The organism is Nonomuraea spiralis (assembly GCF_014648435.1).
Classification (GTDB): Bacteria; Actinomycetota; Actinomycetes; order Streptosporangiales; family Streptosporangiaceae; genus Nonomuraea; species Nonomuraea spiralis.
The window spans coordinates 31,331-47,059 of the sequence record NZ_BMRC01000021.1 but is presented as its reverse complement, the minus strand read 5'-3'; the positions used below and the strand labels follow the sequence as shown (position 1 = coordinate 47,059).

The 15,729-nt window shown below is 73.5% G+C and carries 13 protein-coding genes; 2 read left to right on the top strand and 11 right to left on the bottom strand.

Features of this window, described 5'->3' with window-relative positions:
• Positions 1-31: 31 nt before the first annotated feature.
• The 6 genes from IEZ27_RS37745 to IEZ27_RS37720 form a co-directional block, all read right to left on the bottom strand.
• Positions 32-1,453 (bottom strand): pyridoxal phosphate-dependent decarboxylase family protein, encoded by a 1,422-nt coding sequence (locus tag IEZ27_RS37745; protein WP_229824715.1) that lies wholly within the window; start codon positions 1,451-1,453, stop codon positions 32-34.
• Positions 1,450-2,814, bottom strand: a complete 1,365-nt coding sequence (locus IEZ27_RS37740) for an MFS transporter (RefSeq protein ID WP_189651661.1) — start codon at positions 2,812-2,814, stop codon at positions 1,450-1,452. Before IEZ27_RS37740 ends, IEZ27_RS37745 begins: the two co-directional genes overlap by 4 nt.
• Positions 2,811-3,440, bottom strand: coding sequence for a TetR/AcrR family transcriptional regulator (locus tag IEZ27_RS37735; protein WP_189651660.1), 630 nt, complete (start codon positions 3,438-3,440; stop codon positions 2,811-2,813). Before IEZ27_RS37735 ends, IEZ27_RS37740 begins: the two co-directional genes overlap by 4 nt.
• A gap of 58 nt (positions 3,441-3,498) precedes the next feature.
• A complete protein-coding gene (locus tag IEZ27_RS37730) occupies positions 3,499-3,918 on the bottom strand; it encodes a hypothetical protein (RefSeq protein WP_189651659.1) in 420 nt (139 codons plus the stop codon).
• Positions 3,919-4,018: 100 nt separating this feature from the next.
• Positions 4,019-4,681, bottom strand: a complete 663-nt coding sequence (locus IEZ27_RS37725; protein ID WP_229824714.1) for a response regulator transcription factor — start codon at positions 4,679-4,681, stop codon at positions 4,019-4,021.
• A gap of 31 nt (positions 4,682-4,712) precedes the next feature.
• The gene (locus tag IEZ27_RS37720) at positions 4,713-6,845 is read right to left on the bottom strand and encodes a sensor histidine kinase (protein ID WP_189651657.1); all 2,133 of its coding nucleotides are present in this window, start codon (positions 6,843-6,845) and stop codon (positions 4,713-4,715) included.
• A 141-nt stretch (positions 6,846-6,986) separates the two neighbouring features.
• Here IEZ27_RS37720 and IEZ27_RS37715 point away from each other — a divergent pair, with 141 nt between their 5' ends.
• Together IEZ27_RS37715 and IEZ27_RS37710 are read left to right on the top strand one after the other, a co-directional pair.
• The gene (locus IEZ27_RS37715) at positions 6,987-7,676 is read left to right on the top strand and encodes a hypothetical protein (RefSeq protein ID WP_189651656.1); all 690 of its coding nucleotides are present in this window, start codon (positions 6,987-6,989) and stop codon (positions 7,674-7,676) included.
• An 84-nt stretch (positions 7,677-7,760) separates the two neighbouring features.
• Positions 7,761-8,786, top strand: coding sequence for a P1 family peptidase (locus IEZ27_RS37710; RefSeq protein ID WP_189651655.1), 1,026 nt, complete (start codon positions 7,761-7,763; stop codon positions 8,784-8,786).
• Here IEZ27_RS37710 and IEZ27_RS37705 read toward each other — a convergent pair.
• The 5 genes from IEZ27_RS37705 to IEZ27_RS37685 all read right to left on the bottom strand — a co-directional run bounded on the left by IEZ27_RS37705 (position 8,783) and on the right by IEZ27_RS37685 (position 15,724).
• The gene (locus IEZ27_RS37705; protein WP_189651654.1) at positions 8,783-10,759 is read right to left on the bottom strand and encodes a sensor histidine kinase; all 1,977 of its coding nucleotides are present in this window, start codon (positions 10,757-10,759) and stop codon (positions 8,783-8,785) included. The genes IEZ27_RS37710 and IEZ27_RS37705 overlap by 4 nt on opposite strands.
• Positions 10,760-10,881: 122 nt before the next feature.
• Positions 10,882-12,135 (bottom strand): sensor histidine kinase, encoded by a 1,254-nt coding sequence (locus tag IEZ27_RS37700; protein WP_189651653.1) that lies wholly within the window; start codon positions 12,133-12,135, stop codon positions 10,882-10,884.
• Between the two features lie 31 nt (positions 12,136-12,166).
• Entirely contained in the window at positions 12,167-13,345 is a 1,179-nt protein-coding gene (locus IEZ27_RS37695) for an ABC transporter permease (RefSeq protein WP_189651652.1), read from the bottom strand.
• A complete protein-coding gene (locus IEZ27_RS37690) occupies positions 13,345-14,022 on the bottom strand; it encodes an ABC transporter ATP-binding protein (protein ID WP_125641323.1) in 678 nt (225 codons plus the stop codon). Before IEZ27_RS37690 ends, IEZ27_RS37695 begins: the two co-directional genes overlap by 1 nt.
• Positions 14,015-15,724: a peptidoglycan-binding domain-containing protein gene (locus IEZ27_RS37685; protein ID WP_189651651.1), complete on the bottom strand. Its 1,710-nt coding sequence runs from the start codon at positions 15,722-15,724 to the stop codon at positions 14,015-14,017. Before IEZ27_RS37685 ends, IEZ27_RS37690 begins: the two co-directional genes overlap by 8 nt.
• Positions 15,725-15,729: the final 5 nt, after the last annotated feature.

Below are 15,729 nucleotides of genomic sequence, written 5' to 3'. Positions count from 1 at the left end.
AACCCAAGTATCGAAACCCCGCACCACCCGGTCAGGAGCCGTAGATGACTGCCAGGAAGCGGAGGAGGATGGCTTCTCTGGTTTCGGCCGGGAGGGCGTCCAGGACGGCGTTGACCACTGCCATGCCCGGCTGGCCGGCGCCGGGGCGCAGGTCCACGCCCACCGAGGCGGCCAGTTCGGCGAACGTCGCGTCGTCCAGGGCGTCCAGGTCGAGGTCGGCGATCAGTTCGACCAGGCCGTCCGGCACCGCGGCGGGGCCGCGCCGCCGGGCCGTCTCCGCCGAGTCGGCGATCACCTTGAGCATCGCCTCCACCCCGGCCAGCGTCACGCCGGTGACCGTGATGTGCAGGTTCGCCGGGATCCCGGCGTACGAGAGCTGCGGTTGCAGGAACCAGCCGCGCTCGCGGGCCGCGTCGGCCAGGACGAACACGTCGATCCCGTCGCCGGCGAAGGCCACCAGCGAGGACTCGGGCTCGCCCAGGACCCGCAGTCCGGGGATCGCGGCGATGCCCTCCCGGAGCCTGGACGCCGCCTTCAGCGTGGCGCGGCCGAGCTCGACGTACCCCTCCCGGCCGAGTGCCTGGAGGGTGGCCCACGCGCCGCCGAGCGGCCCGGCCGACCTGGAGCTCTGCACGGTGGCGTTGATGATCGTGTAGCCCGGCCAGGCCGCCGACGCGAAGTACGCCCTGCGCCGCGTCGCCGGGTCGGCGAACAGCACCACCGAGGCGCCCTTCGGCGCGTAGCCGAACTTGTGCAGGTCGCAGGACAGGGACGTCACCCCGGGCACCGACAGGTCGAACGGCGGCACGTCCGCCCCCGCCTCCCGCAGCCACGGCAGCAGCCAGCCGCCCACGCACGCGTCCACATGGCAGGCCACGCCCGCCTCGGCCGCCACGGCGGCGACCTCCGCGACCGGGTCGATCACGCCCTGCGGGTACGACGGCGCCGAGACCACCACCAGGACCGTGTCCTCGTCGATCGCCGCCGCGACGTCCTCCACCCGCAACTTGTACGTCTCCAGGTCCACCGGCACGGCCTTGACCCGCAGGCCCAGGTAGTGGGCCGCCTTGTGGAAGGCCGGATGCGCGGTCACGGGCAGCACGAGGTTGGGCGCGGCCCGTCCGGCCGCGTCCCTGGCCGCCTTGACGGCCAGCATGATCGACTCGGTGCCGCCGCTGGTGAAGACGCCGTGGCCGCCGCCGAGCAGGTCGGCGACCGCGCCCACGACCTGCTTCTCCATCTCGACGATGCTGGGGAAGGCCGTCGGGTCCAGGCAGTTGACCTCCAGCATCTCGAAGTAGGCGCGGGCCGCCGCCTCGTGCACCTCGGGCCGGCCGGTGTCGTAGACGTACGCGGTCACCTGCCCGCCCCGTACCGGCAGGTCGTGCTGCTTCATGCTGGCCACCTCGGCCAGCAGGTCCTCGACGGTTCTTCCGGTCGGGGGGAGGGTCACACGGTCTCCTTGGCGAGGGCGAGCCGGCCGTACCTGATGACGAACGGCAGGCTGATCAGCATGAGCAGGGCGGGCAGTGCGGTGAAGCCGAGAAGCAGCCCGGTCAGCGCGCCGGGCGGCTGGGCGACGGGCGACTCCACGGGTGCGGAGACGAACCCCGAGACGGCCAGGACCAGCGCGAACAGGCCGGGGCCGAGGGCGAGCCCGGCGGTCTCGCCCGCCGTCCACAGCCCGGTGAACGCGCCGGCCTGGGCGTGGCCGGTACGGACGGCGTCGGCGTGCACGGTGTCCGGCAGCAGCGACAGCGGCAGCAGTTGCAGCGCGGCGTAGCAGACCCCGGCCAGCGCCGTCAGCGCGAGCGTGGCGGTCAGGCTGCCCGCCGCGATGGCCGGGACCAGGGCGAGCGCCACGGCGGTGAACCCGGCCGAGGCGGCCAGATAGCAGCGTACGGTCCCATAGGCGCGGGCCAGCCTGGCCCAGACGGGTACGGCGAGCATGCTCGGGCCCACCAGGCAGACGAACATCACCGAGGTCAGCCCGTAGTCGCCCAGCCGGTACGACGCCACGTACGGCGCGCCCGCCAGCATCACCGCCACCCCGAGCGCCTGCGTCACGAACGCCGCCAGCAGCGCGAAGAACGGCCGGTTGCCCCGGGCCATGCGGAAGGCCGCCACCGGACCGAGCTGGCGGGGCCCGGGACGCGACGACACCCAGCGTGTGCCCAGCGTGGCGGCCACGAGCGCGGCGGCCATGACCGCGCCGATCGCGACGCCCATGACCGCGTACCCCGGCCTGCCGCCGCCCGCCAGGTCCACCACGGCGGGGGCGAGGCCGCCGGCGACCAGGATGCCGACGGTCAGGCAGACCACCCGCCAGGACATGATCCTCGTCCGCTCGGCCGGGCTCGCCGACATCTCCGCGGGCAGCGCCACGTACGGCACCTGGAAGCCTGCGAACGCGGTCGCGGCCAGCAGGAACGCCACCCCTGACCACACGGCCCCCGCCGTGCCGCCGGAGATGCCGCCGGGCACGGCGAACATCAGCGCGAACGCCACCGGCAACGTGGCCGCGCCCACCGCCAGCAGCCGCGTCCGGCGGCCGGTGCGCACGGCCTCGCGGTCGCTGGCGGCGCCGACGAGCGGGTTGAGCAGCACGTCCCAGATCTTCGGCGCGACCAGTACGGCGCCCGCGACGGCGGCGGGCACGCCGAGCATGTCGGTCAGGTAGTAGAGCAGCAGCAGGCCGGGCACGGCGGAGAAGACGCCGGTGCCGACCGAGCCGACGCCGTACCCCAGCAGCCGGTCGCGGCCGAGCCGGTCGGCGCCCGTCGGGGGCGTCGCGGGCCGCCGGGCGACGGTCATCGCGGGTCGCCGGGCAGGGCGAGCGTGCGGTGGAGGGTGAGGTGCAGGTGGGCGCGGAAGCGACGCAGCGCGGCCCGGTCGCCCGCGCCCCGGCGGCGGCCGTCGGCGTCCAGGACGCCGCCCTTGGCGAAGCCGTGCACCGACCAGATGACCGTCCACATGGCGTACTCCAGATCGACCGAGGCGTCGATCACGCCGGCCTCGACCGCCGGGCGTAGCGCGCCGGTCACGGCGGAGACCAGGGGCTGGACGTACTGGCGTTCCAGCTCGGTGATGTCACTGGCGTCGGAGAGCCAGCGGTGCATCCACAACGCGGGGATCTCGGGGTTGTCCACGCAGAAGTCGAGGTAGTCGTCCACAAGGCGGTGGATGGAGGCGACCGGGTCGTCACCGGGCAGCCGGGCGAGCGCCTGGTCCAGCGCCGCCTTCTCCGCCCGGTGTGCCCGTTCCATGACGGTCAGGTAGAGCTCGCGCTTGCCGCCCACGTGGTAGTTGACGGTGGCGATGTTCAGCCCCGCCGCGTCGGCGATCTGGCGCGTGGAGGTGCCGTCGTAGCCGAGCGCGGCGAAGAGCTGGGTGGCCGCCTTGAGGATCACGGCCGGCTGTCCGCCGTCGGCAGGTGTCATACGACCGACGGTAGTTCCGCCCGCCCCTCTTGGTCAATCGTTTGATGGAGGGCTTTGCTCAGTCCGCCGCCCAGTACTTGACGAGGATCTTGTCCAGGTGCGCCACAACGGGCTTCCAGGTCCGGGGCAGGTTGTAGCGGGTGGCACGGTGGCCCTTGTACGCCAGCGTGTAGCTGAGGAAGTCCGCGCCCTGCGGCGGGCGTTCGGACCGGCCGATCTTCAGTTCCTTCAGGTAGCCGCGCAGTTGCCGCTGCTCCTTGCCCATGAGGCACTTGGCCACCACCGGCCCGGTACGGCGGCCGAGCCGTACGCAGCCGTCGGTGTAGACCGTCACGCGGTTCTGCAACCCCGCGTAGCCGCCTTCCTCACGCAGCTCGACCAGCACCTTCTTCTGCGCGGTCACCGCTTCGGCGGGCACCGCGGACACCGTGGCGGCCAGCGCGAGCGCCGGCAGGAGCACGATTCGCCAGTTCTTCATACCCTTATGACGTGCCGCAGCCTCGAACGGCTCATTTCCGAAGTGTCCGGACGATGGCCCTGGTGGTCGGGGGCTTCGACGTGCCGCAGCCCCGAACGGCTCATTTGCCGAGGCCGGCGTCTCTCGCGCGGACGATGGCTTCGGCGCGGTCGGCGACGTGGAGCTTGGCGAAGATGTTGGAGACGTTGTTGCGCACGGTCTTCGGCGACAGGAACAGGGCCGAGGCGATCTGCGCGTTCGAACGTCCGGCCGCCACCAGCGAGAGGATCTCCCGTTCGCGTGGCGTGAGCTGCGGGAAGGCCGGGCCGTCCGGAGCCGCGGCGGCCCCCTGGAAGAACTCGGCGACCCGGAGCGCGACCGCCGGGCCGAAGATCGCCTCCCCGTGCGCGACCGCGGTGATCGCGCGTACGATCTCGCCCTGGCCCGCGCCCTTGAGCAGGTAGCCCCGGGCCCCCGCGCGCATCGCCGCGAACAGGGTGGCGTCCTCCTCCGACATCGTCAGCACGACGACGGCGACGTGCGGGCTGTCGGCCACGATGCGCCTGGTGGCCTCGATGCCGTCGAGCCCCGGCATGCGGACGTCCATCACCACGACGTCGGGCTGCAGGTCGGCGGCGCGCTCGACCGCCTCTGGGCCGTCGGCGGCGGTCCCGGCCACCTCGATGCCCGGGATCGAGCCCAGCAGCAGCGCGAGCCCGTCCCGGTAGACCGGGTGATCGTCGGCCAGCAGAACCCTGATCGGCTCGCCCCCTGACAAGGGCACCCCAGGCACTCCGCCGGACGCGGGCTCCTGGTTAGGCATCGGGGTTCTCCGGCGGGGACATCGGGAGCCGGGCCGTGACGAGGGTGCCGCCGCCGGGCGGGCAGGTCACCCGGCAGTCGCCGCCCAGCTCGGCCGCGCGCTCGCGCAGCGAGAGCATGCCCACACCCGCCGCCACGTCGGGGCCGATGCCCGTGCCGTCGTCGTGCACCGCCACCACCAGAGTCCCCTCCCGCGCGGTCAGCGTGATGTCGCAGTGTGTCGCGCCCGCGTGCCTGGCCACGTTGGCCAGCGCTTCGGACACGATACGGTAGGCCGCCACCTCCACCGCGGCGGGCAGCGCGTCCAGCGGGCCCTCGCCGGTGACGCGCACGTCCAGCCCGGCCGGGCGGAACCGGCCGGCCTGCTGCTCGATCGCGCGCAGCACGCCCAGCTCGTCGAGCGCGGGCGGGCGCAGGTCGTGCACCAGCCTTCGTACGTCCGCCAGCACCCCGCCGACCTCGGCGGCCGTCTGCTCCAGGATGCGGTCGGCCTGCTCGGGCGCGCTGCCGGCCAGGTTGCGGGCCGCCTCGATGCGCAGCGCCACCGCGCCCAGGCTGGGACCGAGCCCGTCGTGCAGGTCGCGGCGGAGTCTGCGGCGTTCCTCCTCGCGGGCCAGGACGAGCCGGGCGCGGATGCGCTGGAGGTCCGCGCTCAGCTCGACGGCCCGCGCCGCCGCGGCGGCCTGGCGTACGAGGTCGCCGAGCAGGCGCTGGTCCCGCTCGGTCAGATCGGTACGGCACAACACGAGCCGCCCCACCGTCTCGCCCCGGTAGGCCACCGGCAGCGACACCGACGGCCCGCGCGGCGACCCGTGCTCGACCACGGAACGTTCGCCGCCCGGCCGCTCGATCTCCACCCGCACGTAGGCCAGCCGGAACGCCTCCGCCAGCGTCGTCGCCACCGCGACCAGCTGCTCGTCCGGGTCCGTGGCCAGCTCCAGCCGTTCGGCCAGGGTCGAGACCGCGGCGTACGGGTCGTCCCTGGAGCCGCGTACGAGCCTGCGCACCGCCCGCCACAACCAGGTGCGCAGCGGCGCGTACAGGACGGCGACGATCGCGATGGCGGCCAGCGCCGAGTCCCGCTCGCCGAGCACGCTGCCCACCAGCGTGAACACCACCACGTCCACGAGTACGACGAGCGCGGCGAGCAGGCCGTAGGCGACGGTGGCCGACAGCAGCCTGTCGATGTCGTACAGCCGGTACTTGGTCACCGCCACCACCACGGCCGCCGCGGTGAGCCCGATGGCCAGCGTCAGCAGCACCGCCGGGATCTGCGGCGACAACGACAGCGGCAGCAGGAGCACGATCATGTCGATCAGCGCGGCCCACATGAGCCACCGGATCTGGGCCCGCCGCTCGGCGTCGGCCCGTACGTACCTGCGTACCATCGACGCGAACGGCACCACCAGGCTCACCAGGACCGACGCGTACGCCAGCGCCAGCGCCGGCTCCCAGAACGCGTACGGCAGGTCCACGGACAGGAAGTCGAGGCCGAGCCGGGCGATCTCCGGCGGCATCGTCCGGTCGTGGTAACGCTCCATCACCGCCGTCGGCGCGGTCACCAGCAGGGCCGTGAGCAGCCCGGTCAGGACGAGGCTGGTCACCGACAACGCCCGCCACACCCGTCCAGCCGGGAGCCGGCCGTCGGGGAACAGCAGGATCAGCAGCGGCAGCCCGAGCAGCAACGACGCCCCGAACCGCGAGTAGGACCAGTACGCCGCCGCGGCCCCCGGCAGGCCGGGCGAGACGTAGGCGGCGTACGTCGCCCAGCTTCCCGTGAGGCCGTCCAGCAGCCACAGCAGCCCGAACACGACCAGGACCCAGGCCACCGGATGCCGCGGCAGGCGGCGCAGCAGCAGCACACCTGGCACGAGCTGCGCGAGCCCGGTCAGCGCGGCCGGCCACCCGGCCTCCAGCTCCGACGCGGCCGGCAACCGCACATCGCGGGCCACGACGTCCAGCACGACCGTCGCGACCGCGATCCCGACCCCGAGTACGGCCACCCCGAGTACGGCCGCTCCGAGGACGGCCGTCCCGGCGGCGGCCCGGTCACGGGCGGCGGGCGGCTCGGACGCGGCGGTGTCCGGGGCCGCCGTGGCAAGGGGGAGACGTGCGTTTTCTGGCACGGCATGTATTACACCCGACGCCGTGTCCCCGCGTCCCGGGACAGGAGTCCCGCCGAAGCCGGGACCGGCGGCTCTGCCCGCCCGGGGCGGCCCGCCGGAAACCTGGAGGCACGACATCCCCTGAAGGAGAAGGACCGTCCCGTGGACGCCAAGATCAGCACCACCCCCGCGAGGGCCCGCACCGACGTGCCCACCACGCCGCCGCCCTCCGGCACCCCCTCGGAGCCCGACACCGGTCCCGGCACCGGTCCGGCCACCGGTCCCGCCATCAGCCCGGCCGCCGTGCGCAAGCTCGGCCTCGCGCTCAGCGCCGGCACCCTCAGCTGGGCCGCCAGCATCTTCGTCTACGGCAGCCAGGCCCAGGGCTTCGGCGAGCGGGTCGGCGACCTGACCGGGCTGCTCTTCCAGCTCGGCATCTTCGCCCTGCTCGCCGTGCAGATCCGGACCCGGGCGACGGGCATCTCCCGCTTCGCCAGGGTCATGCTCAAGGTCGAGCTGGTCCTGCTCGGGCTGGCCGCCGTCTGGTCCCTGCTGCACGGCGTCCTGCCCGACGGGCTCCAGGACGGGCCGGTGATGCAGGCGCTCGACGTGTTCTGGCCGGTGTCCATGCTGGGCATGATGGCCATCGGCATCAAGGTCGCCCTGGCCGGGCGCTGGCGCGGGGCCCTGCGGTGGTGGCCGCTCGTCGCCGAGAGCTGGGCCGTGGTGACGGTGCCGACGTACGTGCTGTTCGGCGACTCGGTCTCGAACTGGGTCGGCGGCTTCCACCTGGTCATCGGATACGCCACCCTCGGCGCCCTCCTCGCGCTGCGTCCCGGGCTGACCGACTGACCGCACAGAGGACGTGCCACTGGCACCGAATGGCGCGACGCCGCGCGAACATCGGCGGAGCGCAGCACCGATAATCGGATCATCATGGACAAACAACTCACCGCGCGTGCGCGGGCGCGCGACCTGGGCGTCGTCATCGGCACCCTGCCGACCGGGCCGTTGAACGCGATCACCGATGTCGAAGGCGTCCTGGTGGGCCACACCACCATCGACGACGGCGCCGATCTGCACACCGGGGTCACCGCCATCGTCCCGCGGCAGTTGACCGCCGAACGGCGCGGCCTGCCCGCGGCCGTGTACGCCGGCAACGGATACGGCAAGCTGGTCGGCTCGACTCAGATCGACGAACTCGGCGTGCTGGAGTCACCCGTCGTCCTGACCGCCACCCTGTCGGCGTTCCGGGCGGCGGACGCCCTGGTCACTCATCTCATGGACGGCGACCCGGAGGGCATCTCCTTCAACCCGGTCGTGGGGGAGACCAACGACGGTTTCCTGTCCGACATCCGGCGCCGCCCGATCACCGAACGGCACGTGCTCGAAGCGCTGGAAGGGGCCTCCGGCGGACTGCCCGCCGAGGGATGCGTGGGGGCGGGCACCGGGACCACCGCACTGGGGTTCAAGGCGGGCATCGGCACCTCGTCCCGGCAGCTGGTGGTGGACGGTGCTCCGGTCACGGTCGGAGCGCTCGTCCAGTCGAACTTCGGCGGCGTGCTGACCGTGCGCGGCATCCCGATGCCGGTCGAAGAACTCATCCCGGGAGAGGCCAACGAAGAGCCCGCCGGCAACTCCTGCATGATCGTGGTGGCCACCGACGCGCCACTCGACGCACGTCAACTCGCCCGCCTGGCCCGCCGGGCGATCTTCGCGATGGGCCGCGTGGGGGCGTCGTACTCCCACGGAAGCGGCGACTACGCCATCGCCTTCACCACCGCGCCACCGCGGCTCACGGCCGTGCCCGACGCCGCGCTGAACCCCGTGTTCGCCGCGGTCATGGACTCGGTCGAGGAGGCGCTGCTCAACTCCCTGTTCATGGCGACGACCACGACAGGCGTCGGCGGCCGTACCTGTCATGCCGTCCCGTACGACCGGCTTCCGGGAGGCGGCGCCTAGTCCGGGGTGAGCGGCAGGACGGCGGTCACCTCGGTGCCGCCGCCCGTACGGGGGCCGATCGCGCACGTACCGCCGATCTCGGCGGCCCGTTCCCGCATCGACGTCAGTCCCACGCCCGGCGACGGCTCGTCGGGCAGCCCGGTCCCGTCGTCGGCGACCGACACCCGCAGCGCCTCGTCCTCCCGCCGCAACGTGACCAGCACCGACGTGGCCTGGGCGTGGCGGCGCGCGTTCGTCAGCGCCTCCTGCACGATCCGGTACGCGGCCGTCTCCACCGCCGCCGGCAACCCGTCGAGCACCCCCTCGGACCCGTCGGGGGCCGGGGGGACGACGATCTCGACGTGCGGGCCGGGGGCCTGGCCGAAGGCGCGGAGTGCGCCCGCGAGGCCCAGCTCGTCCAGCGCCGGCGGCCGGAGCCCGTCCACCAGCTCGCGCACCGACATGAGCGTGCTGGTCATCTCCTCGCGCACCCGGACCAGCAGCTCCTCCACCGACTCCGGGTCACGCTCCAGCCGCCGCCGTGCCTCGTCCAAGGTCATCGTCACGCTGGTCAGCGTCGGGCCGAGCCCGTCGTGCAGCTCCCTGCCCAGCCGGCGCCGCTCCTCGTCGCGGGTCGCGCTGATCCGCTCGTGCGAGTCCCGCAGGTCGGTGCTGAGCCGTACGGCGTGCGCCAGCTCGGCCAGGTGCTTGGCCATGACGGCCAGCGGCTCGCGGCCCGGCCGCGCCCCGGCGATCCGCAGCCACCCGGCGGGCTCGCCGTGCCAGGTCAGCTCGACGGTCCGCGGCCGGGCGCCCAGCTCGCCGTCCACGAACGACAACGCGGGCTCGCCCGCCACCTCCACGCCCACCCCGCGGGCGGCCAGCGACGTACGCACGACGGAGATGGCCTCGGCCAGCGCCCCCGCCGGGCCACCGGCCCGCTGCACGGTACGGCTGAGCAGGTCGGCCGCCCGGTACGGGTCGCGTTCCACGTTGAACAGCCGGTCCACCGAGCGCTGGAGCCGCAGGCGTACGGGATGGAAGGCCGCGCCGGTGACCATCGCGGAGGCGAGCCCGGCCACCGCGCCGTAGTCGCCTGCCACGCTGTTGGCCGCCCAGATGAGCACCGAGTACGTGAGACCGGCGCCGACCGCGAGCGTGCCGTACACGAGAGTGCGGTTGAGGATGAGCCGGATGCCGTAGAGCTGGTGGCGCAGCACGGTGGCGATGAGCGAGATGGGGATGCCCGCGGCCAGGAAGATCCGCACGCCGACGATGAAGGTGTCCTGGTTGCCCGCGCTGACGATCCAGTAGACGACGAAGATCGCCATGGCGTAGAAGTACCAGACGATCTGGCGGCGTACCTCGGGGGTCGATGCCCGGTACCTGAAGCCGAGCGAGACCACGCCGAGCAGGCACAGCAGGATCATCGGGGGCCCGATCCACGACTCCACGACCTCGGGGACCCTGCCCAGCGCCGCCACCCCGAACGGGTTGCCCACCGGCACGCCCAGCTCGAACGACGGGTCGGGGGACAGGCCGAGCAGCAGCGAATGCCCGACCATGAGCGTCACGTTCCCGTAGAGCACCGGCCGCCAGCGCCTGGACGGCAGCCGCCCGTCGGGGAAGAGCAGCGGCATGATCCCCGTGAACGTGGGCACCGCCAGCAACCACAACCAGATGGCCGGCCAGGCGACGTAGGGCAGGAGCGGGCCGGGCGCGTGCACGTACATCCAGCCGGTCAGGCCGAACAGCAGCGAGTACGCCGACCAGATGACGCCGACGCCCCACATGAGCCACGGGAACGGCAGCCGGGGCCGCTTGGAGATCAGGAACGCGCCAGCGAGCGGGAACATCAGCCCGATCGGGTCGAGTCCCTGTGTGTCGGCCAGCCCTTCGACCTGCGCGGCCAGCGCCGCCGCCACCAGCACGGCAACCAGCGACACCACGGCCAGGGTCCACACTCCGGCCAGCACGGCCCGCCGCCGCCACACCCTCGCACGGGACCGCCCGTCCGCACCGCCCGCAGCCCCTTGCGCGGGACCGGGGGCGGGGGGCGTGGGGCCGGGACCGTTCCCGGGGCCGGGGTTCGTGGGGGTGGGACCGTTCCGGGGGGTCATCGTGGCTCCCTGAGGGGGAGTCGCGCGGCGACCTCGGTGCCGCCGCCGGGCCGTACGTCCAGGTCGCACACGCCGCCCACCTCCTCCGCCCGCCCGCGCATCAGGGCCGCGCCCTGGCGGCGCTGCTCGGGCAGCCCGATCCCGTCGTCCGACACGGTCAGCCAGAGCGCGTCCCGCCGTTCCACCCTGATCAGGGCGGTGGTGGCGCGGGCGTGCCGGCGCACGTTCGCCACCGCCTCATGCGCGATCTTGTACGCCGCCACCTCCACCGCCGCCGGCAGGTCGGCCAGCGACCCCGACACCACCACGTCCACCCTCGGGCCGGGCGCGTCGGCGAGCAGCCGCAGGGCGCTCTCCAGGCCGAGCTCGTCCAGGCCGGCGCCGTCGAGCGCGGGCGGGCGCAGGCCGTACACCAGGTCGCGGACGTCCACGATGGCCTCGGTCATCTGCCTGCGTGCCGTGCTGAGCAGCGGTTCGACCGAGCCGGGGTCGCTGGCCAGGCTCAGCCGGGCCTGGTCGACGCTCATCGCCAGGTTGGTCAGCGTGGGCCCGAGGCCGTCGTGCAGGTTGCGGCGGAGTTTGTGGCGTTCCTCCTCGCGGGTGGACATCATGCGTTCGCGCGAGCGCTGGAGGTCGGCACTGAGCCGTACGGCGTGCGCGACCTCGGCGAGCTGCCTCGCCAGCATGTCCAGCAGCGCCCGGTCGCGCGGTTCGCCGGCGATCGACAACCAGCCCATCGACTTGCCCTGCCACACCAGGCGTTCGACCGTCGGGGCGGGGCCCACCTCGCCCGCGGCCACGCTGCGTACCCGGCCGCCGGGCAGCACCACCTCGACCGCGACGCCGTGTGCCCCCAGGGCCAGCCGCACCGCGTGGGCCGCCGACGCCAGGGCCTCGGCCGGCCCGCTGGCCTCCTGCACACTCCGGCTCACCCGGTCGGCCAGCCGGTACGGATCCCGCTCCCACTTGAACAGCCGGTCCACCGCGCTCTGCAGCCGCACCCGTACGGGCTGGAAGAGCGCGCCGGCGGCCAGCGCGGCGATCAGGTCGGACCACGAGCCGAGCAGGCCGTCGAGCGCGCCGACCCCGAAGTAGACGGCGCCGACCACGGCGGTCAGCCCGAGGTAGACCAGGGCGCGGTTGAGCAGGACGAGGGTCCGCTCGCGTCCGCGCAGCCCGGACAGGACCGCGGCCTTGACGAGCAGCGGTCTGGCCGCCCTGAGCAGCACCAGCCGGACGTTTTTCCCCATATGTCCGGCACATCATAAAGTGGCGGGACCCTTATCGCAGAGCGTCCACCGGCTGCATTTTCGCCGCCCGCAGCGCGGGGTAGAGCCCGGCCAGCAGACCCACCACCGCCCCGGCCACCGGTGCGGCCAGCGCGAGCTGCACGTCGAGCAGCGGCGTCCACTCCCGGGCGGCCGAGACGGCGACGACGGTGACCACCCCGAGGCTCGTGCCGATCACGCCTCCCGCCAGCCCGACCAGCGTCGACTCCAGCAGGAACTGGGCGGCGATGTGCCGCCTGGCCGCCCCGAGCGAGCGGCGCAGGCCGATCTCCGGCACGCGTTCCATCACGGTGACGAGCGTGACGTTCGCGATGCCGACCGCGCCGACCACGAGCGAGACCAGGCCGAGGATCAGGAAGAGCGCGTTGACGTCGTCCTGCGCCTGGTCGCGCGCCCTGGTGGGGCTGGGCGGGGCCATCACCTGCAGCATGTCGCCGTTCCCCGGGCTGAGCGCGGTGGGCGCCTGCCGGGCCACCAGGTCCGCCGCGCCCAGACTCGTGTTGACCAGCACCCTGGTGACGTCCCGCAGCCCGAACTGCCTGCCCACCGTGGGCGGCACGAACACGGCGGTGCTCAGGTTCCGCTCGCGGCGCAGGTTGCCCAGGATGCCGATGACCGTGTACGCGTGCTTGCCGATGAAGATGGCCGGCGCCCGGTCGAGGCGGCCGACGCCGAGCAGCTTGGCCGCCTGGTCGCCGATCACCGCCACCCGGTCGCGCCGCTCGATGTGCCCTCGGTCGAAGAACCTGCCCTGCACCATCCTGCCGCGCGCCGCCTCGGGCAGCCCGGTCGTCGCCGCCAGCACGGTCAACGACTGCGCGGTGACCCTGGTGGGGTCCACGATGTCGTTGGAGCGCACGGACAGGTTCGCGCTGTCCTCCGACTCGGCCAGCGCGGCGGCGGACTCGACGCCGCGCAGCCTGGTCAGCCGGTCGATCGAGTCCCACTCCACGAGCGGCGTGTTCGGCGACTCCGGCACCTCCACCGTGATGGCCGTGGCCACCAGCGCGTCGAAGCGGCCGACGATCTGGTTGCCCGCGGTGGCGGCCACGCCGAGCGTGATGACCAGCGTGGTGATGCCGAGCACGGTCCCGAGCGTGGTGAGCGCCGAGCGCACCGGCCGGGCGAGCATGCCGGCCATGGCCTCGCCGAACAGGTCGCGTACGTGCATCACTCCTCCTCCACCAGGATGCCGTCGGTGATCCGCACCCGGCGCCCGGCCCGCTTGCTGACCTCCTGCTCGTGGGTGATGACCACGAGCGTCATCCCCTGCCCCCGCAGCTCGTCGAACAGGCCGAGCACCGATTCGGTGTTGCGGCTGTCGAGGTTGCCCGTGGGCTCGTCGCACAGCAGCAGGGACGGCGCGCCCATGAGGGCCCTGGCGATGGCCGTACGCTGGCGCTCGCCCCCGGACAGCCGGTCGGGCGCGAACCCGGTCCGGTGGCCGAGGCCGACTCGTTCCAACGCCGCCAGGGCCCGCTCCCGCCTGCCCTTACGCGCCTGCCCGCCGTAGGTTTCGGCGAGCATGACGTTCTCGACCACGCTGCGGTGGGAGAGCAGGTGGAAGGACTGGAAGACGAAGCCGATCCGGTCGCCGCGCAACCTGGTCCTGGCCCCGTCGCGCAGGGTGGTGGTCTCCGTGCCGTCGAGGCGGTAGCTGCCCGAGCTGGGGCGGTCGAGCAGGCCGAGCACGTTCAGGAGGGTCGACTTGCCCGAGCCCGACGGGCCGACGATGGCCAGGTAGTCGCCCCTGTCCACCCGGAGCGTGACGCGGTCGAGCGCCCGGACCGGCGGTTCGGCGGCGAACTCCCTGCTGACCTCCGCCAGCGAGATCACCGGCTCAGGCACCGCTGACCACCACCCGGTCGCCCTCCTTGAGCGCCCCGGCGACCTGGACGTTCCCGTCGGCGGTCAGGCCCGTACGCACCTCGACGTCCCTGGTCTGGTCCGTGGCGTACTCGACCCGCACCCGGGCCCTCCCGTCGGCCCCCGTGATCACGGCCGCCACCGGCACGACCAGCACCGGCTCCTTGGTCTCCCCCACCGTCACCCGCGCCGTGACGGCGGTCCCCGGCTTGAGCCCCTTCATCGAGGCGGGCGTGATCAGGACGGGCTCCGACCCGTCCTTGGCCTCCTCGGCGCCGGGCACCTTGGCCTGGTCGCCGACCGCGGTGAGGCGCGCTTCGTACGTCTTGCCCGTGTCGAGCTCGATGGCCGCCTCCATGCCCGTGCGCAGCAGCTCGGCCTCCGTCGCCTCCACCGACCCCGTCACCGTGAGCGCCGAGCTGGTCACCGTGGCGACCTCCTTCTCGACCTGCTGCCCCTGCTTGACCGAGACCTTGCGCACCCGGGCGGGCAGCTTCGGCAGGAACACCACCTCGCCGGGCGGGATGGAGGTCCCGTACGTACGCACGAACTCCGCCAGCATCCCCTTGGCCGCCGCCACGTCCTTACCGGCGTTGGTCACCTTGAGCTTGGTCGGGGAGAGCTGCCTGGCCTGGCGCAGCGCCTGCTCGGCGGTGGCCTTGGCCTCCTTCGCGGTCCGTACGGCCTTGCGCAGCTCCACCAGGCTCTTCTCCCTGGCCTGCCGCGCCTCGTCCGCGACCCGCTCGCGCGCCTCCAGAGCCGCCGCCAGATCGGCCTGGGCGTTCCGGACCCGCAGCTCCAGCAGGCTCGTGTCGGTCGAGGCCGTGGGCTGCGGGGTGGCGGTGGCCGCCGGCGTGGGCTGTTTCCTGGCCTCGGCCAGCGCCTGCTCGGCCTCAGCCAGCTTCTCCTGCGCCGCGCGCACGGCCGCCTCCGTCGTCGCCATCCTGGTCTCGTCCTCCGGCGTCACCACCCGGGCCTCGGCCTCCTGGAGGGCGCGCTCCGCCGTCTTCAGGTCCGCCTTGGCGTTGGCCAGCCTCATCTTGAGCGGCAGCACGTCGCGCCCCTGGTCCAGCGCCTTCTTCTCGGCGGCGAGGGTCTCCTGGGCAGTCTGTACGGCCTTGCGCAGCGTGTCGTACGCCTGCCGGTCGGTCAGCGTCGGCTGCTGCACCTCGTACCCCTTCTTCGTGTACATGCGGGTGACGGCGGCGATCGTGGCCTGGTCGAACACGCCGGAGACGGGACCGCCGTACCCCAGCCTGCGCAGCGCCCGCTGGAGCTGCTTGACGTCGTCCCCCTTGCCGCCGGGGGCGATCGTGCGGTGCATCGGCACGGACCCGCGCAGCGCGAACACCGGGCGGCCGTTTACCTCCAGGAAGACCGCGCCCTCCGTGAGCCGGCCCTGGCGCGGCGCCCGGGTGGCCCGCTGCTGCTCGGCCGTGCCGCCGACCGCCCCGGCCAGGCTGACCGGCAGGGGCGAGCCGTACTCCAGCGTGCCGCTGACCACGACGGTGCTGACGAGTTTGCGGCGCTCGACGGCGGCGGTGACGAGCGAGGCCCGCGGCGCGGCGCGGCGCGCCGCCTCGTCGGCGGGGGAGCGCAGCCGGGAGCCCACGGCCCAGCCGGCGCCCGCGATGATCACCACTCCGGCGACGATGCCGGCGAGGAGCTTGCGCGGTGACTTCATGAGGT